The sequence below is a fragment of the Rhodobacter capsulatus genome (assembly GCF_052363185.1).
Taxonomy (GTDB): Bacteria; Pseudomonadota; Alphaproteobacteria; order Rhodobacterales; family Rhodobacteraceae; genus Rhodobacter; species Rhodobacter capsulatus_E.
This window is the reverse complement of the sequence record NZ_CP198955.1, coordinates 1,812,122-1,834,555: the sequence shown is the minus strand read 5'-3', so window position 1 is coordinate 1,834,555 and position 22,434 is coordinate 1,812,122. Positions and strand designations below refer to the sequence as shown.

At 64.2% G+C, this 22,434-nt stretch carries 19 protein-coding genes; 11 read left to right on the top strand and 8 right to left on the bottom strand.

Annotation, left to right across the window (positions count from 1 at the left end; translation table 11 throughout):
• Positions 1 to 48: 48 nt before the first annotated feature.
• The 3 genes from glgC to ACTTAG_RS09050 are packed head-to-tail and all read right to left on the bottom strand — an operon-like array spanning position 49 to position 5,920.
• The gene (glgC, locus tag ACTTAG_RS09060) at positions 49 to 1,320 is read right to left on the bottom strand and encodes a glucose-1-phosphate adenylyltransferase (protein ID WP_444465160.1); all 1,272 of its coding nucleotides are present in this window, start codon (positions 1,318 to 1,320) and stop codon (positions 49 to 51) included.
• A gap of 19 nt (positions 1,321 to 1,339) precedes the next feature.
• A complete protein-coding gene (gene glgB, locus ACTTAG_RS09055) occupies positions 1,340 to 3,508 on the bottom strand; it encodes a 1,4-alpha-glucan branching protein GlgB (RefSeq protein WP_444465159.1) in 2,169 nt (722 codons plus the stop codon).
• A gap of 9 nt (positions 3,509 to 3,517) precedes the next feature.
• Positions 3,518 to 5,920 (bottom strand): glycogen/starch/alpha-glucan phosphorylase, encoded by a 2,403-nt coding sequence (locus ACTTAG_RS09050; RefSeq protein ID WP_444465158.1) that lies wholly within the window; start codon positions 5,918 to 5,920, stop codon positions 3,518 to 3,520.
• A 139-nt stretch (positions 5,921 to 6,059) separates the two neighbouring features.
• Here ACTTAG_RS09050 and ACTTAG_RS09045 point away from each other — a divergent pair, with 139 nt between their 5' ends.
• On the top strand, positions 6,060 to 7,646 hold the full coding sequence (locus ACTTAG_RS09045) for an alpha-glucosidase (protein WP_444465157.1): 1,587 nt from the start codon (positions 6,060 to 6,062) through the stop codon (positions 7,644 to 7,646).
• A gap of 119 nt (positions 7,647 to 7,765) precedes the next feature.
• On the opposite strand, the gene ACTTAG_RS09040 is transcribed toward ACTTAG_RS09045, so the two are convergent.
• Positions 7,766 to 8,797 (bottom strand): ATP-binding protein, encoded by a 1,032-nt coding sequence (locus ACTTAG_RS09040; protein WP_444465156.1) that lies wholly within the window; start codon positions 8,795 to 8,797, stop codon positions 7,766 to 7,768.
• A 164-nt stretch (positions 8,798 to 8,961) separates the two neighbouring features.
• On the opposite strand from ACTTAG_RS09040, the gene ACTTAG_RS09035 reads away from it, so the two are divergent.
• On the top strand, positions 8,962 to 9,357 hold the full coding sequence (locus ACTTAG_RS09035; protein ID WP_444465155.1) for a hypothetical protein: 396 nt from the start codon (positions 8,962 to 8,964) through the stop codon (positions 9,355 to 9,357).
• Here the strand turns inward: ACTTAG_RS09035 and ACTTAG_RS09030 are convergent, their stop codons facing one another.
• The 3 genes from ACTTAG_RS09030 to ACTTAG_RS09020 are packed head-to-tail and all read right to left on the bottom strand — an operon-like array spanning position 9,358 to position 11,441.
• A complete protein-coding gene (locus ACTTAG_RS09030; RefSeq protein ID WP_444465154.1) occupies positions 9,358 to 9,876 on the bottom strand; it encodes a gamma carbonic anhydrase family protein in 519 nt (172 codons plus the stop codon).
• Positions 9,873 to 10,508: a guanylate kinase gene (gene gmk / locus ACTTAG_RS09025; RefSeq protein ID WP_444465222.1), complete on the bottom strand. Its 636-nt coding sequence runs from the start codon at positions 10,506 to 10,508 to the stop codon at positions 9,873 to 9,875. The genes ACTTAG_RS09030 and gmk overlap by 4 nt, the downstream gene beginning before the upstream one ends.
• A gap of 12 nt (positions 10,509 to 10,520) precedes the next feature.
• Positions 10,521 to 11,441, bottom strand: coding sequence for a YicC/YloC family endoribonuclease (locus tag ACTTAG_RS09020; protein ID WP_444465153.1), 921 nt, complete (start codon positions 11,439 to 11,441; stop codon positions 10,521 to 10,523).
• Positions 11,442 to 11,642: 201 nt separating this feature from the next.
• Between ACTTAG_RS09020 and ACTTAG_RS09015 the strand changes: the two genes are divergently transcribed.
• Positions 11,643 to 12,392: a PAS domain-containing protein gene (locus ACTTAG_RS09015; protein WP_444465152.1), complete on the top strand. Its 750-nt coding sequence runs from the start codon at positions 11,643 to 11,645 to the stop codon at positions 12,390 to 12,392.
• Between the two features lie 75 nt (positions 12,393 to 12,467).
• On the opposite strand, the gene ACTTAG_RS09010 is transcribed toward ACTTAG_RS09015, so the two are convergent.
• Complete coding sequence (locus tag ACTTAG_RS09010; RefSeq protein ID WP_444465151.1) at positions 12,468 to 13,838, bottom strand: class II 3-deoxy-7-phosphoheptulonate synthase; 1,371 nt, start codon at positions 13,836 to 13,838, stop codon at positions 12,468 to 12,470.
• A 177-nt stretch (positions 13,839 to 14,015) separates the two neighbouring features.
• Between ACTTAG_RS09010 and ACTTAG_RS09005 the strand changes: the two genes are divergently transcribed.
• The 8 genes from ACTTAG_RS09005 (at position 14,016) to guaA (ending at position 22,432) form a co-directional block, all read left to right on the top strand.
• Positions 14,016 to 15,134 carry a GlxA family transcriptional regulator gene (locus tag ACTTAG_RS09005; RefSeq protein ID WP_444465150.1) on the top strand — a complete coding sequence of 373 codons (1,119 nt, stop codon included), beginning with the start codon at positions 14,016 to 14,018 and terminating at the stop codon, positions 15,132 to 15,134.
• A gap of 126 nt (positions 15,135 to 15,260) precedes the next feature.
• Entirely contained in the window at positions 15,261 to 16,442 is a 1,182-nt protein-coding gene (locus ACTTAG_RS09000; RefSeq protein ID WP_444465149.1) for an ABC transporter substrate-binding protein, read from the top strand.
• A 108-nt stretch (positions 16,443 to 16,550) separates the two neighbouring features.
• Positions 16,551 to 17,339 (top strand): ABC transporter ATP-binding protein, encoded by a 789-nt coding sequence (locus ACTTAG_RS08995; protein ID WP_444465148.1) that lies wholly within the window; start codon positions 16,551 to 16,553, stop codon positions 17,337 to 17,339.
• Complete coding sequence (locus ACTTAG_RS08990) at positions 17,336 to 18,040, top strand: ABC transporter ATP-binding protein (RefSeq protein WP_444465147.1); 705 nt, start codon at positions 17,336 to 17,338, stop codon at positions 18,038 to 18,040. The genes ACTTAG_RS08995 and ACTTAG_RS08990 overlap by 4 nt, the downstream gene beginning before the upstream one ends.
• A gap of 1 nt (position 18,041) precedes the next feature.
• Complete coding sequence (locus tag ACTTAG_RS08985; protein ID WP_444465146.1) at positions 18,042 to 18,422, top strand: hypothetical protein; 381 nt, start codon at positions 18,042 to 18,044, stop codon at positions 18,420 to 18,422.
• Complete coding sequence (locus ACTTAG_RS08980; protein ID WP_444465145.1) at positions 18,422 to 19,429, top strand: branched-chain amino acid ABC transporter permease; 1,008 nt, start codon at positions 18,422 to 18,424, stop codon at positions 19,427 to 19,429. The genes ACTTAG_RS08985 and ACTTAG_RS08980 overlap by 1 nt, the downstream gene beginning before the upstream one ends.
• Entirely contained in the window at positions 19,426 to 20,775 is a 1,350-nt protein-coding gene (locus ACTTAG_RS08975) for a branched-chain amino acid ABC transporter permease (protein WP_444465144.1), read from the top strand. Before ACTTAG_RS08980 ends, ACTTAG_RS08975 begins: the two co-directional genes overlap by 4 nt.
• 100 nt (positions 20,776 to 20,875) lie before the next feature.
• The gene (guaA, locus tag ACTTAG_RS08970) at positions 20,876 to 22,432 is read left to right on the top strand and encodes a glutamine-hydrolyzing GMP synthase (RefSeq protein ID WP_444465143.1); all 1,557 of its coding nucleotides are present in this window, start codon (positions 20,876 to 20,878) and stop codon (positions 22,430 to 22,432) included.
• Positions 22,433 to 22,434: the final 2 nt, after the last annotated feature.

Sequence of the window (22,434 nt, the reverse complement as noted above, 5' to 3'; positions counted from 1 at the left end):
CCTTTTTCTGTCATCTGTTCCGGCGCGGGCCCCGCAAAGATCCCCGCCTCAGCCCAGGGCCGCGGCCCGGGCGTCGATCATGCTTTGCGTGATCAGCACGATCCCCCCCTCGGTGCGGCGGAACCATTTCGCATCTTCCTCCGGGTCCTCGCCGACAACGAGGCCCGGCGGCACCTTCACGCCCCGGTCGATCACGCATTTGGTCAGCTGCGCCCGTTCGCCGACATCCGCATAGGGCAAGGCCACAACATGATGAAGCATCGACCAACTATGCGCCCGGCAGCCGGTGAAAAGCAGCGAGTTGCGCACCTCCGAGCCCGACACGATGCAATCCCCCGAGACCAGCGAACTGACCGCGCTGCCGCGCCGCCCATCCTCGTCATGGATGAATTTCGCCGGCGGAACGATCTCGGCATAGGTCCAGATCGGCCAGGCATTGTCGTAAAGGTCCAGCTTCGGCGTGAACTCTGTCAGGTCGATATTGGCCTGCCAGAAGGCGTCGATGGTGCCGACGTCGCGCCAATAGGGCTCGTGCTCAAGCCCCGAGGTGACGCAGCTTTCCGAGAAGCGATGCGCCATCGCCTTGCCGTATTTCACGATCTGCGGGATCAGGTCATGGCCGAAATCGTGGCTGGAATGCGGGTCCTCGGCGTCGCGGATCAGAAGCTCGCGCAGGAACACCCAATCAAAGACATAAATCCCCATCGACACCAGCGAATGGGTCGGGTCCTCGGGCAGACCCGGCGGATTGGCCGGTTTTTCGATGAAATCGGTGATGCGTCCGGTCTTGTCCACGGCCATGCAGCCAAAGGCCGAAGCCTCGGCGCGCGGCACGGTCAGACAACCGATCGTCACATCGGCCTTGCTCAGCACATGCTGCAGCAACATCACCTCATAATCCATCTTGTAGACGTGATCGCCCGCCAGAATGATCACATATTTCACGTCATAATCTTCGATGATGTCGATGTTCTGCGCCACCGCATCGGCGGTGCCCAGATACCATTTGCTTTCGTCGATCCGCTGGCTTGCCGGAAGAATGTCAAGATATTCATTCCGTTCCGCGCGGAAGAAGTTCCAGCCGCGCTGCATGTGCCGGATCAGGCTGTGCGCCTTGTATTGCGTGGCGATCGCCATCTTGCGAATGCCGGAATTGAGCGCGTTCGACAATGCGAAGTCGATGATCCGGGTCTTGCCGCCGAAATAGACCGCAGGTTTCGCACGCCGGTCGGTCAGTTCCTTCAGACGGCTCCCCCGACCGCCCGCCAGAACGAAAGCCATGGCTTGCGAGGAAAGCCTCTGGTTCGGTTGCGGTTTCATGTTTCTCCTCCCTAACGCCTCAGGCGGGCGTGAACATCACCACGGAGAGTGGCGGCAGATAAACCTCGGCGCTGAACGGGCGGCGCGTCGTGGCGATGTCATCGGCTTCGATCGCGCCGAGATTGCCCCAGTTGGCCCCACCGTAATAGCCGCTGTCGGAATTGAAGATCTCGCACCAGGTTCCGGCTTGCGGCAGACCGATGCGATAGGTGCGATCCAGCGGGGTCAGGTTCGCCGCCACCACGACCGGATCGGCCCCCGGCGCGCGGCGTTCAAAGACATAAACCGAGGCTTCGGCATCGTCAGCCTCGATCCAGTCGAAGCCCGAGGGGTCGCAATCGCCCCAATGCAGCGCCGGCGTCTCGCGGTAAAGCTTGTTCAGATCGCGCACCAAGGCCTGCATGCCCCGGTGCAGAGGCTCGTCAAGCAGCTGCCATTCCAGCGCGCCCTGATGGGCCCATTCCCGGCCTTGTGCGAATTCCTGCCCCATGAAGAGCAATTTCTTGCCCGGATGCGCCCATTGGAACGCATAGAAGGCGCGCAGGTTGGCGAATTTCTGCAACCCGTCGCCCGGCATCTTGCCAAGCATCGAGCCCTTGCCGTGCACGACCTCGTCATGGCTGATCGGCAGGATGAAGTTCTCGCTGTAAGTATATGAACTGGCGAAGGTAAGTTCATTGTGATGCCAGCGGCGATGGATCGGGTCGCGGGCGAAATAGCGCAGGCTGTCATTCATCCAGCCCATGTTCCACTTGTAACCGAAGCCCAGACCGCCCAGATGCACCGGCCGCGTCACCCCCGGAAAGGCCGTGCTTTCCTCGGCCACCGTCATGATCCCGGGGGCGCCGCCATAGGCCTCGGCATTGACCGCTTTCAGGAAGTCGATCGCCTCCAGATTTTCGCGCCCGCCGTGGACATTGGGCACCCATTCCCCGTCACGCCGCGAATAATCGCGGTAGAGCATCGAGGCCACGGCATCCACCCGCAGCCCGTCCAGATGGTATTCCTCCAGCCAGAACAGCGCATTGGCAAGCAGGAAATTCTTCACCTCGCGCCGACCGTAATTGTAGATCAGCGTGTTCCAGTCCTGATGGAACCCCTCTTTCGGGTCGGCATGTTCGTAAAGCGCGCTGCCGTCAAACCGCCGCAGCCCGTGGTCATCGGCCGGGAAATGCCCCGGCACCCAGTCGAGGATCACACCGATCCCCCGCCGATGCGCCGCATCGACAAAGGCCGCGAATTCCTCGGGGCGGCCGTGGCGAATGGTCGGCGCATAAAGCCCCACCGGCTGATAGCCCCAGGATCCCTCGAAGGGAAACTCGGTTATCGGCAGGAGTTCGATATGGGTGAACCCCATATCGACCACGTAATCAATCAGTTGCCCCGCCAGTTCGTGATAGCTCAGCGGTCGGCCGCCCTGATCCCAGACCCGGCGCCACGAGCCCAGATGCACCTCATAAATCGAAATGGGCGCGTGGATGTCCTGTGCCTGTTGCCGATCTCCGATCCAGGCGCCATCCCCCCACAGATGCAATCCCAGCTCGCGCACCTGCGAGGCCGTCTGCGGCGGATGTTCGGCGCCAAAGCCCACCGGATCCGCTTTGAGCGGCAGCACCACGCCCTCGGCCGACAGGATCTCGTATTTGTAGACCTCGCCCGCCATCAGACCGGGCACGAAGATTTCCCACACGCCCGTGGCGCCGCGCCGCCGCATCTGGTGGCGCCGCCCGTCCCAGATGTTGAAATTGCCGACGACCGAAACCCGTCGCGCCGAAGGCGCCCAGACCGCGAAATGCACCCCGCGCACGCCCTCGTGCCAGATCACATGGGCGCCCAGAACCTGCCACAGACGCCGGTGCGTTCCCTCGCCGATCAGATATTCGTCGATCTCGCCCAGCACCGGGCCAAAGGCATAGGCATCTTCGAAATCCCAGGTGGAATGCGCATTGCGCGCCCTGAGCCGATATCTGCCCTCATCCCACTTTCCCTCGAAAAGCCCGCCCGTTACGGGCTGAAGCTCAACCTCGGCACCGGTGTCCTTCGAAAGCGCCCAAAGCCGATCCGCCCCCGGAACGAGGGCCACGATACGGCCCCCTTCGGCGGTCTGGTGCCAGCCCAGACGAGAAAAGGGATCGTCATGCCGGCCCTCGGCCAGCGCCAGCGCCTCGGCAGACAAGATCATCGACATTCCTTCACCTCAAAGGGCGGATTCGGTCCCCCAGATATCCGTCATGTAACCACGAATGGCGCGATCGGAGGAGAAAAACCCCATCCGCGCCGTGTTCAGGATCGCCATCCGCCACCAGCGATCCGGCTCGGCGAAGGTCTGATCGACCTCCATCTGGGCATCGCGATAGGCCTCGAAATCCGAGGCCACCAGGAAATAATCGCTGTGCCACATGTTATGGACAAGCCCGTGATAGCGGCTCGGCTCCTCGGGAGAGAAGCGCCCCTCGGCGATCATCTGCAGCACGTCCTGCAAGGGCTGACTTTTCAGGATCGCATGGCGGGCATGTTCCGGGTCCTTGCGCCGCTCCGTCACCTCTTCGGCGGTCAGACCGAACAGGAAGAAATTCTCCGCCCCGACCTCGTTGCGGATCTCCACATTCGCGCCGTCGAGCGTGCCGATCGTCAAGGCCCCGTTCAGCGCGAATTTCATGTTGCCGGTCCCCGAGGCTTCCTTGCCCGCGGTCGAGATCTGTTCCGAAAGATCCGCCGCCGGGATCAGCCGTTCCGCCATCGAGACATTGTAATTCGGCGGATAGACGATCTTCAGCCGATCGCCGACATAGGGATCATTGTTCACCACCCGCGCCACATCGTTGATCAGCCGGATGATCTCTTTCGCGGCCTGATAGCCGGGCGCGGCCTTGCCGCCGAAGATCTTCACCCGCGGCACCACATTGGCCGTCGGGTTGGAGCGGATCGCATGCCATTCGGCGATCGTCTGCAGAATGTTCAGCAATTGCCGCTTGTATTCGTGGATGCGCTTGACCTGAATGTCAAACAGCGCGTCGGGGGTCACCGTCACCCCCTGGGTTTCCGCGATCCATTGCGCCAAAGCCACCTTGTTCGCGCGCTTGGCCTTCGCAAAGTCGTCCCGGAAGGCATTGTCTTCGCTCAGTTTATCCAGTTCGCGCAGGCGATCCAGATCGGCCTCCCAGCCATGTCCGATCGCCTCCGAAATCAACCGTGACAGCGCCGGATTGGCCATCCGCAACCAGCGCCGCGGCGTCACCCCGTTGGTCTGGTTGATGATCCGGCCGGGATGCAGCTTGTCAAGTTCGGGGAACAGGTTCTTCTTCACCAGTTCGGTATGCAGCGCCGAAACGCCGTTGACCTTGTGCGAGGTGATGAAGGCCAGCTCGCCCATCCGCACTTCGTGATGCTTGACGATCCCCACATAATGCGGCCGCGTCGGGTTCATCCGCAAGTGCCAGGCGTCGATCGCCTCGATGATCTGCATGTGCCGCGGCAGCACCGAGCCCATCAGATAGGTCGCCCAGCGTTCCAGCGCCTCGGGCAGCAGCGTGTGGTTGGTATAGCCCAGACAGCGCACGCCGATCTCGAGCGCCTCTTCGAAACTCATCCCATGCACATCGCTGAGCAACCGGATCAGTTCCGGCCCGGCAATCGCGGGATGGGTGTCATTCATCTGGATCGCGATGTGATCGGGCAGATCGGTCAGCGAAAGCCCCGCGGCCAGATGCCGCCGCAATATATCCTGCAAAGCGGCCGAAGTCAGGAAATATTCCTGCTTGAGGCGCAATTCCTTGCCCTGGAAGGTGGTATCATCCGGGTAAAGCACCCGGCTGAGCGTGCGCGCCAAAGCCTCCGGTTCCGCGGCGGCGGCGAAATCGCCATGGTTGAACCGCGCCAGATCGAACAGCGTCGTGGGCTTCGCCGCCCAAAGCCGCAAGGTATTCGCCCAACGGCCCTGCCAACCGATAACCGGCATGTCATACGCCTCGGCAATCACCGTTTCCGCCGGAACCCAGACGGATTTGCCGTCGACCGTTTCGACGCTGCCCTTGAAGCCGATCTCGTAACAGACTTCGGGCCGCTCGAATTCCCAGGGATGGCGCTGCTTCAGCCAATCCTCGGGGGTCTCGACCTGTCGGCCGCCCTCGAACCATTGCCGGAACAGGCCGTGTTCATAGCGGATGCCATAGCCATAGCCGGCGCAGCCCAGCGTCGCCATGCTTTCCATGTAGCAGGCCGCCAACCGACCAAGGCCGCCATTGCCGAGCGCCGCATCGGGCTCGTCCTCGACAACCTGATGCCAGTCCTGCCCCAGCCCCTCGATCGCCTCGCGCGCAATCGCCCGCATGCCCAGGTTGATCGCCGCATCCTCGAGCATCCGCCCGATCAGGAATTCCATCGACAGGTAATAAACCCGCTTGCGCCCCTGTTCATAGGTTTGCCGGGTGGCGTCGAACCAAGGCTCGACGATGTGATCACGCAGCGCAAGGCTCAGCGCCATGCGCCAGTCGTAAAGCGAGGCATGGCCGGCATCCTTGCCCATCGAATAGGTCAGATGACGCAGGATCTCGGCCCGGAAAGCCTCGACGCTGGGCGCGCTTACATCTCTCACTGTCAAACCCTTCTTCGTTCTCCCGCCCCCTTGATGGGACGCCGCCCCGCCGCCGTCAAGCCGAACCCGCCGCCGGGCGCGTTCTGTCATTGCCGCGGCACGGAATGGGCCTATGCTTGCTTCATATATTGGCAGGGAGATGACGATGGGCAGAGATTGGTGGCGCGGCGCGGTGATCTACCAGATTTATCCGCGCAGCTTTCAGGATTCCGACGGCGACGGCATCGGAGACCTGCGCGGCATCACCGAAAGGCTGCCCCATGTCGCCCGTCTCGGCGCTGATTCCATCTGGCTCAGCCCGATCTTCCGCTCGCCCATGGCCGATATGGGCTATGACGTTTCCGACTATCGCGACATCGACCCGGTGTTCGGCACGCTGGCCGATTTCGACGCGCTGGTGACGCGGGCGCATGAGCTCGGGCTCAAGGTGATCCTGGATCAGGTGCTCAGCCATTCCTCCGACCGCCATCCCTGGTTTGCCGATTCGAAACAGCGCGGCGCCAAGGCCGACTGGTATGTCTGGGCCGATCCGAAGGCGGACGGGTCGCCGCCGAACAACTGGCAGTCGGTTTTCGGCGGTTCCTCCTGGGAATGGGCGCCCGAGCGTGGCCAGTATTATCTGCACAATTTCCTGATTTCGCAGCCCGATCTGAACCTGCGCAACCCCGAGGTGCAGGACGAGATGCTCGACGTGCTGCGCTTCTGGCTGGACCGCGGCGTGGACGGGTTCCGGCTCGACACGGTGAACTACTACATCCACGATGGCGATCTGCGCGACAACCCGCCGATGCCCCCCGATCCGAAGCGCTGGCCGCCGGTCTCGACCTATGACATGCAAGACCATGCCCATGATAAAAACCGTCCGGAAAACCTTGATTTTCTTGCGCGAATGCGATCGGTTCTGAACGAATACACGAACCGTTGCCTGGTCGGGGAAGTGGGCGAAGTCCCGCATCGGGCGCTGGGGCTGATGGCCGCATACACCGCCGGCGACGCGCATCTGCACATGGCCTACAGTTTCGACATGCTGGGGCCGGGCTTTTCTGCGGCGCATTTCCGCAAGGTGATCGACGGGTTCTTCAAGGCCGCGCCCGATGGCTGGCCGTCCTGGTCCTTCTCCAATCATGACGTCAATCGCCACGTCACCCGCTGGGCCCGCTTCGGCTCTCAGGACGCGGTGGCGAAGCTGGCGATTTCGATGCTGGCCTCGTTCGAGGGCACGATCGGTCTCTATCAGGGCGAGGAACTCGGTCAGACCGAAACCGACCTTGAGTATGAGGAACTCACCGATCCGCCGGGCCTGCGCTTCTGGCCGGAGAACAAGGGCCGGGATGGCTGCCGCACGCCGATGGTCTGGGATGGCACGGCGCAGGGCGGCTTCAGCACGGCGAAACCCTGGCTGCCGGTGAAGCCGCCGCAGCGCGCCCGCAATGTCGCGGCCCAGGAAGCCGATCCCGGATCGGTCCTGCACCATTATCGCGCCGCGCTCGCCTTCCGCCGCGGCTCGCAAGCCCTGCGCAGCGGCCGCACCCGCTTCCTTGATCTGCCCGAGCCGGTGCTCGGCTTCCGGCGCGAAACCGGGACCGAAACCCTGACCTGCCTCTTCAATCTCGGCCCCGATCCGGTGACATTGACCGGGATTATCGGCACCCCGACGGGACCGGTTCTGGCCGCACAGATCGAAGATGGCACCGTGCAGCTTGGCCCGAATGGAGTGCTCTGGCTGCGCTGACGCGGCAGGAACGGATAAGGAACGCTCCCTATCCCCTTCATCTTGCTGCAAATATCCCGGGGCAAGGCGGAATCGAAAAGGTCCGGGCAGGCCGTAGAAGCCCCGCAATCCCTTCGCCTTCAGGATACCGGCAGAAGGATCAGGAACCGGCTGCCCTGACCCTTTTCGCTTTCGATCTTCATCCGACCGCGATGGCGCAAAACGATGTGCTTGACGATCGCCAGCCCGAGCCCGGTTCCGCCCTGCTCGCGCGAGCGATGCGTGTCGATACGATAAAACCGCTCGGTCAGCCGCGGCAGGTGAATCGGGTCGATCCCCTCGCCCCGATCCGCCACCACCACCCGCAAGGCCGCGCCGCGCAGGACCGGCTCATAGTCGATCCGGTCGACACTCACCCGCACCTCGCCGCCGCTGCCGCCATATTTGATCGCATTCTCGATCAGGTTGGTGAAGACCTGCGTCAGCTGGTCCGGATCGGCCGGGATCTTCAGCCCCTCGCTCAGCCCCTCGCGGATCAGACGCACCTGCCGCGCCTCGGCCAGCGGCGCCAGCGCCTGCATCGCGCCGCGCAGCACCGCGCCCAGATCCGTGCCCGTCGTCGGCCGCCGCCGCTCCTCGGCCTCGACCCGGCTGAGCGACAGAAGATCGCCCACCAGCCGGTTCATCCGCCCGGCTTCGCGCTCCATGATCGCCAAAAACCGGTCGCGCGCCACCGGATCATCCTTGGCCGCCCCGCGCAGGGTTTCGACAAAGCCCATCAGCGCGGTCAGCGGCGTGCGCAATTCATGGCTGACATTGGCCACGAAATCGCGCCGCATCGCCTCGGCCGTTTCGACGGCGGTCAGATCCTCGAAGGTCAGCACCAGCGTCCCCTCGGCCAGGGCCGCCACGGTGACCAGAACCTGCGTCTCGTGACCGGCGCTGCCCAGCCGCAGCCGGACCTGCTGGCGCTCCTGCCCGGCCGCGACGGCCTCGACCGCCTCGATCAGCCCGGGCTGGCGCAACACCGTCACCAGGGTCCGCCCCGCCAGCCCCTTTCCCAGCATCGCCTCGGCGCCGCTGTTGGCATGAAGCACACGCTGCGCGGGAGACACCAGCAAGATCGGAAACGGTAGCGACTCGGCCAATGAGATTGTTGACGAATCCGCCATTTTTCGGTCACCCTGACACTTCCAATACTTGACCCGGGCCAGCTTCGGGGAAACGATAGGCAAGTTCAAGGCCGCATGCAAAAGCGAAGGGGGCTAAGCTTTTGCGCAATTCGCGGAATCAATTGTCATAGCGATGGTTCGCCATCGCCAAACTGGATGGAGCGATGCCCCCGCCGATCGATGCCCCCCACGGCAGCAAACGCCTTTCCTCCGCCGGGCTGTCCCTGACCGGCCGCCGCATTCTGGTGGTCGATCCGTCGCAAGCGCTGCCGCGGGCGCTGCGCGGGGTTCAGGGCGCGTCCATCACCATCGCCCGGATGCCGATGATCGACGCCGAGATGCTGGCGCGCATCCGTCCCGATGTCGTGCTCTCGCCGCTGTTCAGCCCGGGCCATGACATCCTTGATCTGGCCCGTCTCCTGGATCGGCTGGGCTATCAGGGGCCCCTGCGCGCCTATGCGCCGCCCCTGCCCAATACCGCGATCGTCTGCGCCGAGGTGCGCCAGATCTGGGGGCCGCGCGATTTCGACATCCTCGAAGTGCCCCCCACCTGGAACTGATCAGAGCGGGCGCAACCCACCGGCAAACCGCGCCGCATTGGCGCGGTAATGCGCGGCCGATTGCAAAAGCCGCGCCTGCGCCGCATCGTCCAGCTGGCGCACCACCTTGCCCGGCGCGCCCATCACCAAGGACCCGTCGGGGATTTCCTTGCCTTCGGTGATCAGCGCCCCGGCGCCGATCAGGCAGCCGCGCCCGATCCTGGCGCCGTTCAGCACCACCGCCCCCATCCCGATCAGCGAGCCCTCGCCAATCGTGCAGCCATGCAGCATCGCCCGATGGCCAATGGTGCAATTCGCCCCCACCACCAGCGGAAAGCCCATGTCGGTGTGACAGATCACCGCTTCCTGCACATTCGTGCCCGCACCGATCCGGATTTCCTCGTTGTCGCCGCGCAAGCTGCAGCCAAACCAGACCGAGGCGAAATCCTCCAGCACCACCTTGCCGATCAGATTGGCATCGGGCGCCACCCAGACGCCCTGCCCCAGCACCGGCGCCACCCCGTCAAGCGCATAGATCATCTTGCCTCGAACTCCCTGTTCAGCCCGCGCACGAATTCGGTCAGCCCCGGCTGCCGCTCGGCCCGCGCCCGTTCCGCCTGCAGGATCGTCACCAGCTCCGCCTCGGCCATCGCGATATCGCGGTTGATCACGACGTAATCATATTCGCCCCAATGGCTGATCTCGTCGCGGCTTTTCGCCATCCGCCCGGCAATCACCGCGTCGCTGTCCTGCGCGCGCATCCGCAACCGGCGCTCCAGATCGGCAATCGAGGGCGGCAGGATGAAGATCGACACCACATCCTGCGCCAATCTCGAGCGCCGCACCTGCTGACCGCCCTGCCAGTCGATATCCAGGATCACGTCGCGCCCCTCGGCCAGCCGCGCCTCGACCGGGGCCGAGGGGGTGCCGTAAAGATTGCCGAAGACCTCGGCATGTTCCAGCATCTCGCCCGCGGCCACCATCGCCTCGAACGCCGCGCGGTCGCGGAAATAATATTCCCGCCCGTCTTCCTCGCCCGGGCGCGGGCTGCGCGTCGTCGCCGAGACCGAAAACGACAGCGTCGGGTCCCAGGCCATCAGCCGCCGCGCCAGGGTCGATTTCCCCGGCCCCGAGGGCGAGGACAGGATGATCAAAAGGCCCCGGCGCCGCATCTCGGGCATGATTTACTCCACGTTCTGAATCTGCTCGCGCATCTGGTCGATCACATGTTTCAGGTCAAGCCCGATCGCGGTCAACGCGGTCGATCCCGATTTCGAACAGAGCGTATTCGATTCGCGCACGAATTCCTGCGTCAGAAAATCGAACTTGCGCCCGATCGGCCCGGGCTCGGTCAAAAGCGCCCGCGCGGCGGAAACATGCGCCCGCAGCCGGTCGATTTCTTCGGTCACATCGGCCTTTACCGCCAAAAGCGCCAGCTCCTGCGCGACGCGCTGCGGATCGCCCCCGGTGTCAAGCACCCGCGCCAGCGCCGCCTGCAGCGCCGCCGCCACCTCGGGCCGTCGCGCCTCGGCCACTTTGGCCGCCTGCTCGGTCAGATCGGCGATTCTGTCGATCTGCGCCACAATTATGCCACCAAGCTGCCCGCCTTCCGCCCGCCGCATGGCCACGAAAGCCTCCAGAAGCCGGTCCAGATCGGCCAGCAGCGCCCCGCGCAGCGGTGCCTGATCCTCGGTCTCGGCCCCGCTTTGATCCAGCACACCGCGCACCGACAGCAGGTCGGTCGCCAGCGCCGGGGCCAGGCTGACCCCATGCAGCCGCGCCGCCTCCTCGATCTCGCGCAGCGCCGCCAGCGCGGCGGTGAGGCCAGGCCCCGAAAGGCGCAGCCGCTCTGCCCCGCTGGACCGCGCAAGCTTCAGAGAAAGCTGGATATTTCCGCGCGACACCCGCTGCGTCAAAGCCGCCCGCGCGGCCCCTTCCAGCCCCTCCATCTCGGGCAGGCGCAACCGCAGATCCAGGCCCTTGCCATTGACGGACCGGATTTCCCAAACCCAGTCGTGACCATGGCCGGAACCGGAAACCGAGGCAAAGCCGGTCATCGAAAGCGGGCTTTGCGGCGGGCGGGCGGGTGAGGCAGGTTTAACCATTTAAGACTTTAGTTCCCCATATGGCCGAAAAAAGGCGTATTAAGACTTCAGTAAGCATTTCACTCCCGGGGTCAACTGCAAGACCCGAAACGCCAAAGGCCGGGGGTGCAGGGGACGGCAGCCTCGGGCTGCAAGGACAGTCGCAGCTTCAGGCTGCATCGGGATGGCGCGGCTGCGGCCGCAAACACGGGAAGAACGACGATGGACCGCGACTTTGACACTGTTGAAAAAGTGGCACGGCTTGGGCAACCCGGCGTCGGTCGGCGCATCGTGGCGCAGATGCGGGCCTATTGGGAAGGGCTGCGCGCCGGTCGCGACGTCCCGGCCCGGGCCGATATCGACCCGCGCGGTCTGGAAAACGCGCTTGAATATGCCTTCATTCTGGAACGCGTCGCCCCCGGCATGGGCCGCTTCCGTCTGGCGGGCATGCACCTGAACGATCTGATGGGGATGGAAATCCGCGGCATGCCGCTGACCGCGATGTTCACCCCCGAAGGCCGCAAGCGTGTCGCCGATGCGACCGAGGCGGTGTTTCAGGGCCCCGCCATCGCGGAACTGGTGCTGACCGCCGAGGCCGGGATCGGCAAGCCGCCGATGACCGCGCGGCTGCTGCTGCTGCCGATGACCTCGGACATGGGCGATGTGACGCGCATTCTGGGCTGCCTTGTCGGCGAAGGCCAAGGCATCGGCCGCACCCCGCGCCGCTTCCTGGTCGAGGCCGTGCAGGTGCAGCCGATCACGCCTTGCGGCCATGCTGCGGCCTCGCTGCCCAAGCCGGTGACGCCCGAGGCTTTCGGCCTGGGCAAGCGCCTGCCGCATCTGACGGCGCCGAAAGCGCCGACGCTCGCCCCCGCGCCCGCCGCCCAGACCCCGGTGGCGCAACCGCCGCGGCAGCCGGTCTCGGCGATGACGCCCGAGGAACGCCGGGCGATGTTCCGGGTGGTGAAATAAGCCACCGCCACAAGAAAAAGGCCCGGCGCTAATGCCGGGCCTTTTCTTTCTGTGTCAACGCATTGCGAGGCGATCTTAAAGCCCCGCCGCCTTTTTCATCACGCGCAGATCCTGCAGCTCCTCGGCCACAAGGAAGGCCAGCTCCAGCGATTGGCTGGCATTCAGCCGCGGATCGCAGGCGGTGTGATAGCGGCTCGACAGGTCCTCGTCAGACACCGCCCGCACGCCACCGGTGCATTCGGTCACATCCTTGCCGGTCATCTCGAAATGCACGCCGCCCGGGATCGTGCCCTCGGCCTTGTGGATCGCAAAGAACTCGCGCACCTCGCGCAGCACGGAATCGAACGGCCGCGTCTTGAAGCCCGAGGCCGATTTGATCGTGTTGCCATGCATCGGATCGCAGGTCCACAGAACCTCGGCCCCCTCGGCCTGCACGGTGCGGATCAGCCGCGGCAGGTTCTCGCCCACCTTGCCCGCGCCAAAGCGCGCGATCAGCGTCAGCCGCCCCGGCTCGTTCGCCGGATTAAGCTTTGCCATCAACAGCTTGAGATCTTCCTCGGTGGTCGAGGGCCCGCATTTCAGCCCGATCGGGTTTTGCACGCCGCGGCAGAATTCGACATGCGCGCCATCCACCTGCCGGGTCCGGTCGCCGATCCACAGCATATGCCCCGAACCCGCGATGGGCAGCCCGGTCGTGCTGTCGATCCGGCACAGGGCCTCTTCATATTCCAGAAGCAGCGCCTCGTGGCTGGTGTAGAAATCCACCTTGCCCAGCTGATGCGCCGTCTCCGAGGTCACGCCGGCAGCCGCCATGAAATCCATCGCATCCGAGATCCGCTCGGCCACCTCGCGATAGCGCGCGGCATCGGCCTCGTCGGTAAAGCCCGAAATCCAGCTTTGCACGCGGTGAATATCGGCATAACCGCCGGTCGAAAACGCCCGCAGCAGATTGAGCGAGGCCGCCGCCTGGGTATAGGCCTGCAGCATCCGGTTCGGATCGGGTTGCCGGGCCTCGTGATTGGCTTCGAACCCGTTCACGATATCGCCGCGGTAGCTCGGATATTCGACGCCGCCGATGATTTCCGTGGGCGCCGAGCGCGGCTTGGCGAATTGCCCGGCCATCCGCCCGACCTTGATCACCGGAACCTTCGCCCCCCAGGTCAGCACGATGGCCATCTGCAACAGCACCTTGAAGGTGTCGCGCAGGTTGTCGGCGGAAAATTCGGTGAAGCTTTCGGCGCAATCGCCGCCTTGCAGCAGGAAGGCCTCGCCCTTCGCGGCCTTGGCCAGATCGGCCTTCAGCCGCCGCGCCTCACCGGCAAAGACCAGGGGCGGCATCTTGCCCAGCTGCGCCTCGACCGCGGTCAGGGCCGCAGCGTCGGGATAATCGGGCATCTGCACCCGCGGCTTCGCGCGCCAGTCCGATTTCATCCATGCCTTGGCCATTTTCCACTCCCTTCGGGGCTTTTTGTCGCTGGGCCTTATAAAGCCCGAATGCCGCAAGGACAAACCTGTTTTTCTGGCCGGGCAAGCGCGCCCCCCCCGGCTGGCACGCTGTCTTCACCCTGCCCCAAAGGCCCCCTTGCGCTGCGACGCAAAGCCTGATTGTGTGCGTGAAACGACATGAAAGACGTCGCAAAGATGCGCCTCCCCTCCTCGACCCCGCGAACCCATTCCCGCCCCGCCCCCTCGCAGGGGACCGTCCGTCTGACCGCGCCCGAACGCTCGCGCCGCTATGTGTTTTTGCTGCTCGACCGTTTCACCATGATGGCCTTTGCCAGCGCGATCGAGCCGCTGCGACTGGCCAATCAGGTCTCAGGGCTCAAGCTTTACGACTGGAAACTGGCCTCGGAAGACGGTCAGGACGTCACCTGTTCGAACGGCACGGTGCTGCGCGTCGACATGGGGCTGGACGAGATCTCGCGCGATGACACGGTTCTCGTCTGCGGCGGCATCGACGTGGCCGAGGCGACGACGAAGCCGATCCTGAACTGGCTGCGCCGCGAGGCCCGGCGCGGCGCGGCGGTGGGCGGTGTGTGCACCGGCGCCTGGGCGGTGGCCAAGGCGGGTCTCCTTGAAGGCAAGCGCGCCACCATCCACTGGGAGAATCAGGACAGCTTCCTGGAGGATTTCGAAGGCGTGAAGCTGACGAAATCGGTCTTCGTGATCGACGGCAACCGGCTGACCTCGGCCGGGGGGACGGCCTCGATCGACCTGATGCTGAAGCAGATTGCCCGTGATCACGGCGAGGGTCTGGCCAATACGGTCGCCGATCAGTTGATCTACAACTCGATCCGCACCGATCAGGACACGCAAAGGTTGTCGATCCCGACCCGGATCGGCGTGCGCCATCCGAAGCTCGCGCAGGTGATCGGGCGGATGGAGGCCAATATCGAAGAGCCGATCAGCCCGGCAAAACTGGCCGAGGAAGTGGGCATGTCCACCCGCCAGCTGGAACGGCTGTTCCGCCGCTATCTGAACCGCTCGCCGAAGCGCTACTACATGGAGATCCGTTTGCAAAAGGCGCGCAACCTCTTGATGCAAACGGAAATGAGCGTGATCAACGTGGCCCTCGCCTGCGGCTTCGCCTCGCCCTCGCATTTCTCGAAATGCTACCGCGCGCATTACCAGACCACGCCTTACCGCGAGCGCGGCACCTCGGGCGGCAGCGAGGAGGAGGAAGCCCTTGCCGCGCTTGACGCGCAGGACACCGGGGCGCTTGACGATGATCTGCTGGACTGATGCGTCACAATGTTGCGCGAAAGCGGCGCCATACGACCAAAACTTGACCAACTGGCCTATTTTCTTTTCCAGTTTCCGGTTCTAACCTGCGCGGCCAGGACAATGTTCCAACTTGGGAGTGAACACATGAAGAAGCTTCTCCTGGCGAGTGCCACGCTGGCGCTGACGGCTGGCGGTGCCTTTGCCGACGAAGTGAAACTGGGCATCTCGCTTGGCTTCACCGGTCCGCTTGAATCGATGTCGCCCGCGATGGCGCAGGGTGCCGAACTGGCGATGAAGGAAGTGAGCGACTCGGGCAAGTTCATGGGCGGCGCGACCGTCGTGGGCGTGCGGGGCGACAGCACCTGCATCGACTCGGCGGCGGCCTCGGCCACGGTCGAGAAACTGATCTCGGATGGCGTCAAGGGGATCGTCGGCGGCATGTGCTCGGGCGAAACCACCGCCTCGCTGCAAAACGTCGCCATGCCGAAAGGCGTCGTGATGATCTCGCCCTCGGCCACCTCGCCCGCGCTTTCGACGCTCGAGGACAACGGCCTGTTCTTCCGCACCTCGCCCTCCGATGCGCGCCAGTCCGAAGTGATGACCGACATCATCATGGAACACGGCATCAAATCGGTGGCGCTGACCTATACCAACAACGACTACGGCAAGGGCCTGGCCGACAGTTTTGCCGCGGCTTTCGAAGCCAAGGGCGGCAAGGTCACGATCAATGCCGCGCATGACGATGGCAAGCCGGATTATTCGGCCGAAGTCGCCTCGCTGGCCTCGGCCGGTGGTGAGGCGCTGGTGATCGCGGGCTATGTCGATCAGGGCGGTTCGGGCATCCTGCGCGGCGCGCTCGACACCGGCGCGTTCTCGACCTTCGTCTTCCCCGACGGCATGGTCGGCGGCAAGCTCGAAGCCGATTTCGGCGCGGAAGTGAACGGCTCCTTCGGGCAGATGCCGTCGTCGGAAGGCGAAGGCAAGGACAAGTTCCTCGCCGCCGCGACGGCCGCGGGCTTTGACGGCACCGGCGTCTATTCGGGCGAGGCCTATGACGCCGCCGCGCTGATCCTGCTGGCGATGGCCGCCGCGAACTCGACCGATCCGGCCGCCTACAAGGGCAAGGTGATGGATGTCGCCAATGCTCCGGGCGAAAAGATCCTGCCCGGCGAACTGGGCAAGGCGCTTGAGCTGATCGCCGCCGGTCAGGACATCGACTATCAGGGCGCGACCTCGGTCGAGCTGATCGGCGCGGGCGAATCCGCCGGCACCTTCCGCGAAATCGAAGTCAAGAACGACAAGATCGAAACCGTCAAATACCGCTGAGGTTTCGCAAGAGATCGAAGCAGCCCGGAGAAATCCGGGCTGTTTGCTTTGAAAACAAAGCCGAAAACGGCACAGAGACCGGCCCTTCGGGGCCACCGAGGGGACTTCATGATCCGGGTCGAGAACCTGCACAAGCACTTTGGCGGCTTTCATGCCGTCGATGGGGCCTCGCTAGACATCGCCAAGGGGTCGATCACCGGGTTGATCGGTCCGAATGGCGCGGGCAAGTCGACGCTGTTCAACGTCATCGCCGGGGTGCACAAGCCCACCTCGGGGCGGGTGACGATGGCGGGCGAGGACATCACCGGCCTGAAACCGCATGAGCTGTTTCACAAGGGCCTGTTGCGCACCTTCCAGATCGCGCATGAATTCCCCACGATGACGGTGCGTGAAAACCTGATGATGGTCCCTTCGGGCCAGTCGGGCGAGACGCTGTGGAACGCCTGGTTCGGCCGCGGACGGATCGCCGAGGAAGAGGCGGCCCTTCTGAAGAAAGCCGATGAAGTGCTTGACTTCCTGACGATTTCTCACCTCAGGGACGAACGCGCCGGGAACCTTTCGGGCGGGCAGAAGAAGCTTCTGGAACTGGGCCGCACGATGATGGTCGAGGCGAAGATCGTCTTTCTAGACGAGGTCGGCGCCGGGGTGAACCGCACGCTTCTGAACACGATCGGCGATGCGATCGTGCGGCTGAACAAGGAACGCGGCTACACTTTCTGCGTGATCGAACATGACATGGATTTCATCGGCCGGCTTTGCGATCCGGTGATCGTCATGGCCGAGGGCAAGGTGCTGGCCAAAGGCGCACCGGCCACGATCATGCAGAACGAAGCGGTGATCGAGGCCTATCTGGGCCGCGGACTGAAGAACAAGATCAAGGCGGAGGCGCAAAAATGAGCTTTCTCGACGCCTCCGAGATGACCGGCGGCTATGGCGCCGCCGACATCCTGCATGGCTGCACGCTGAAGGTGGAAAAGGGCCAGATCGCGGTGATCGTGGGCCCGAACGGTGCGGGCAAGTCGACCGCGATGAAGGCCGTTTTCGGCATGCTGCGTCTGCGCGGCGGCCGGGTGACGCTGGATGGCGAGGACATCACCGCGCTTTCCCCGCAGGAACGGGTGAAGAAAGGCATGGGCTTCGTGCCGCAGGTGAACAACGTCTTCCCGACGATGTCGGTTGAAGAAAACCTGGAAATGGGCGCCTTCATCCGCGCCGACGATTTCCGCGACACGATGGAACAGGTTTATGAGCTGTTCCCGATCCTGCGCGAAAAGCGCCACCAGAACGCCGGGGAACTCTCGGGCGGGCAGCGCCAGCAGGTCGCCGTCGGCCGCGCGCTGATGACAAAACCCAAATTATTGATGCTGGACGAACCCACCGCGGGGGTCTCGCCCATCGTCATGGACGAGCTTTTTGACCGCATCATCGAGGTGGCGCGGACCGGAATCTCGATCCTGATGGTGGAACAGAACGCCCGGCAGGCGCTGGAAATCGCCGATCAGGGCTATGTTCTGGTGCAGGGCGCGAACAAATACACCGACACCGGGGCGGCGCTGATGGCCGATCCCGAGGTCCGCCGCACCTTTCTGGGGGGTTGAGATGAAAACGCCCCTTCTGGCAGCCCTGCTGCTGGCCGCGCCGGTGCAGGCCGAGACGATCCACCCCGACCGCGCCTTCGTGCTGAACTGCGCCTTCAGCCAGTCCTGCATCTCGGGCGGCTGCGGCGAGGAAGATTACAACGTGACCCTTGAAGTCGCGGGCGCGCAGGCGGTCTTTCGCGACCATCATCTGAAAACCACCATGGCGGGCGGCTTCGATCCGGCCACGGGACAGATAAGCTTAGGCTCGGAACCCTCTGACGGATCGTCCTATTTCTTCTCTGACTTCGGCGATGCCGGGGCCGTTTTGTCGATCCACACCCAATCCGAGGGGCAAGCCCTCGTGATCGCCTTCGAAGGCCGCTGCGAGGAGGTGCAGTGATGGATATCCTCAATGCCCTTGTGGCGATCCTGAATTACATCGTCGTGCCCGCGACCGCCTATGGCGCACAGCTGGCCCTTGGCGCGCTGGGTGTGACGCTGATCTACGGCATCCTGCGCTTTTCGAACTTCGCCCATGGCGACACCATGGCCTTTGGCACCGGGCTGACCATCCTTGTCACCTGGGGGCTGCAATCGGCGGGCATCAGCTTCGGCCCGCTGCCGACGGCGCTGCTGGCCCTGCCCTTCGGCATCGCGCTGACGGCGGCGATGGTGCTGGCGACCGACAAGGTGGTTTACAGCTATTATCGGAAGGTCCGCGCCGCGCCGATCTACATCACCATGGTGTCCGTCGGCGTGATGTTCGTGATGAACGGCCTCACCCGCGTGCTGATCGGCGTCGACGAGATCAAATTCGCCGATGGTGCCCGGTTCCTGATCTCGGCCGCCGATTTCAAGGCCGCAACCGGCCTGACCGAGGCGCTGGCGATCCGCGGCAGCACCGCCATCACCGTGATCACGGCGGCGCTTGTCGTCTGGGCTTTGTTCTGGTTCCTGGCGAAGACCCGCACCGGCAAGTCGATGCGCGCCTATGCCGACAACGAGGATCTGGCGCTCCTGTCGGGCATCGACCCGAACCGCGTCGTCGCGGTGACCTGGGTGATTGCCGCGGCGCTGGCCACCATCGCGGGCACGCTTTACGGGCTCGACAAGTCGTTCAAGGCCTTCAACTACTTCCAGCTTCTGTTGCCGATCTTCGCCGCGGCGATCGTCGGGGGCCTGGGCAATCCGCTGGGCGCCATTGCCGGGGGCTTCGTGATCGCCTTTTCCGAGGTCTCGATCACCTATGCCTGGAAGAAGGTGGCGATGTATCTGATCCCCGGCTACGAACCCGAGGGTCTGCTGCAACTTCTCTCCACCGAATACAAATTCGCGGTGAGCTTCACGATCCTGATCATCGTGCTGCTGTTCAAGCCCACCGGTCTGTTCAAAGGGAAATCGGTATGAGCACGCATCAACCGAAAGCCGCGAAGGGCGGCAAATGGCGCGCCCCTGCGATGTTCGGCGCCCTTGCGGTCCTGTTCCTGCTCGAGGGGACGGTCTCGAACAGCTTCTTTTCGGGGCATTGGGACAATGCGCTCGGCATCCTGCGGGTGGGGCTGATTTCCGCCATCCTCGCGCTGGGCGTGAATATCCAATGGGGCTATGCGGGGCTTTTCAACACCGGCGTCGTCGGTTTTCTGGCGCTGGGGGGCTTGGCCCCGGTGCTGGTCTCGATGCCGCCGACGCCGGGCGCCTTTGCCGCAGGCGGCTGGGGCGTGCTGATCGCGCTTTGCATCGCCATGGCGACGCTGGTGGCGGCGGTCTTCCTGCACGGCCGCCTGCCGGCGCATCTGCGCGGCTGGGCGGTCGCGGCCACGCTGATTGCGGGCTTTTTCCTCTATCGCGCCATCTTCGATCCGGCGGTCGCGGCGATCCAGGCGATCAACCCCTCGGCCTATGGCTATCTGGGCGGGATCGGCCTGCCGGTGCTGATCTCCTGGCCGGTGGGCGCGCTTCTGGCCGCCGCGGCCGCCTGGGTGGTGGGCAAGACGGCGCTTGGGCTGCGTTCGGACTATCTGGCCATTGCCACGCTCGGCATCGGTGAAATCATCGTCGCCGTCCTGCGCAACGAGGAATGGCTGGCCCGCGGCGTTCTGAACGTGAACGGGATTCCGCGGCCCTGGCCCGTGCCTTACGAGACGAACCTGCAACAGGATCCGGGCTTTGTCGCGCGTGCAACGAGCTTCGGGCTGGACCCGATGACCGGCTCGACGCTGCTGGTAAAGCTGCTGTACTGCCTGCTTTTCATCGCCGTTCTGGGCCTTCTGATCTGGGCGGCGCAACTGGCGCTGAACTCGCCCTGGGGCCGGATGATGCGGGCGATCCGCGACAACGAGGTCGCCGCCGCCGCCATGGGCAAGAACGTCACCGGGCGGCATCTGCAGATCTTCATCCTCGGCTCGGCGGTGCTGGGTCTGGCCGGAGCGATGCTGATCTCGCTTGACGGGCAGATGACCCCTTCGGGCTACAACCCCCTGCGCTACACCTTCCTGATCTGGGTGATGGTGATCGTCGGCGGCTCGGGCAACAACTGGGGCTCGGTTCTGGGCGGCCTGCTGATCTGGTTCGTCTGGATCAAGGCGGGCGAATGGGGCCCGACGCTGATGGGCATGGTCTCGACCCAGCTGGCCGATGGCGCGCTGAAAACCCACCTGCTCGACTCGGCGCCGCACATGCGTCTGGTGATCATGGGGCTGATCCTGCTTTTGGTGCTGCGCTTCAGCCCAAGGGGCCTGCTGCCCGAAAGATAAGGGAGGCTCTTCCCTTTATCTTGCCACAAATATCCCGGGGGTCCGGGGGCAGCGCCCCCGGCCTCTTGCTTTCCGGCCCATCCCAACCTATTCCCCAGCCATGACCCAGCATCAGCGCCTTCTCATCATCGACTTCGGCTCGCAGGTGACCCAGCTCATCGCCCGGCGCCTGCGCGAGCTTTCCATCTATTGCGAAATCCACCCCTATCAGAAGGTGACCGACGCCTTCCTCACGGATTTCGCCCCCAAGGCCATCATCTTCTCGGGCGGCCCGGATTCGGTCACCCGGGAGGGTTCCCCCCGCCCGCCGAAATCCGCCTTCACCCTGGGGGTGCCGATCCTTGGCATCTGCTACGGCCAACAGGTGATGATGCAGGAACTGGGCGGTCTTGTGGAAACCGGCCACGGCACCGCCGAATTCGGCCGCGCCTTCGTGACCCCCACGGAAAATGTTCTGCCGCTGCTGCGGGGCTGGTTCGACGAAGGTCCCGAACAGGTCTGGATGAGCCACGGCGACCACGTCTCGCGCATCGCCCCGGGCTTTGAAGTCTACGGCACCTCGCCCGGCGCGCCCTTTGCGATCACCGCCGATGTCTCGCGCCACTTCTACGCCGTGCAATTCCACCCCGAGGTGCACCACACGCCCAAAGGCGCGAAGCTTTACGAGAACTTCGTGCGGCTGGCGGGCTTCACCGGCGACTGGACGATGGCCTCGTATAAAGACGACGCCATTGCCAAGATCCGCGCGCAGGTGGGCGACAAGCGGGTGATCTGCGGCCTGTCGGGCGGCGTCGATTCATCGGTCGCGGCCGTGCTGATCCACGAGGCCATCGGCGATCAGCTCACCTGCGTCTTCGTCGATCACGGGCTGATGCGGCTGAACGAGGCCGACGAGGTCGTCTCGATGTTCCGCGACAACTATAACATCCCGCTGATCCACGCCGACGAGGCCGATCTCTTCATCGGCGCGCTTGAAGGCGTCTCGGACCCCGAGGTCAAGCGCAAAACGATCGGCAAGCTCTTCATCGACGTCTTCCAGCGCGAGGCGAACAAGATCGAGGGCGCCGAATTCCTGGCCCAAGGCACGCTTTACCCCGACGTGATCGAATCGGTCTCGTTCAGTGGCGGCCCTTCGGTCACGATCAAGTCGCACCACAATGTCGGCGGCCTGCCGGAAAAGATGGGGCTGAAGCTGGTCGAACCCCTGCGCGAGCTTTTCAAGGACGAGGTCCGCGCCCTTGGCCGCGAACTTGGCCTGCCGGAAAAATTCATCGGCCGCCATCCCTTCCCGGGCCCGGGTCTCGCCATCCGCTGCCCCGGCGAAATCACGCGGGAAAAACTCGACATCCTGCGCAAGGCCGATGCGGTCTATATCGACCAGATCCGCAAGCACGGGCTTTACGACGAGATCTGGCAGGCCTTCGTGGCGATCCTGCCGGTGAAAACCGTGGGTGTGATGGGCGACGGGCGCACCTATGATTACGCCTGCGCTTTGCGTGCGGTGACCTCGGTCGATGGCATGACGGCGGATTACTACCCGTTCAGCCACGACTTCCTGGGCGAAACCGCGACGCGGATCATCAATGAAGTCAAGGGCATCAACCGGGTGACCTATGACATCACCAGCAAGCCCCCGGGCACGATCGAATGGGAGTGACC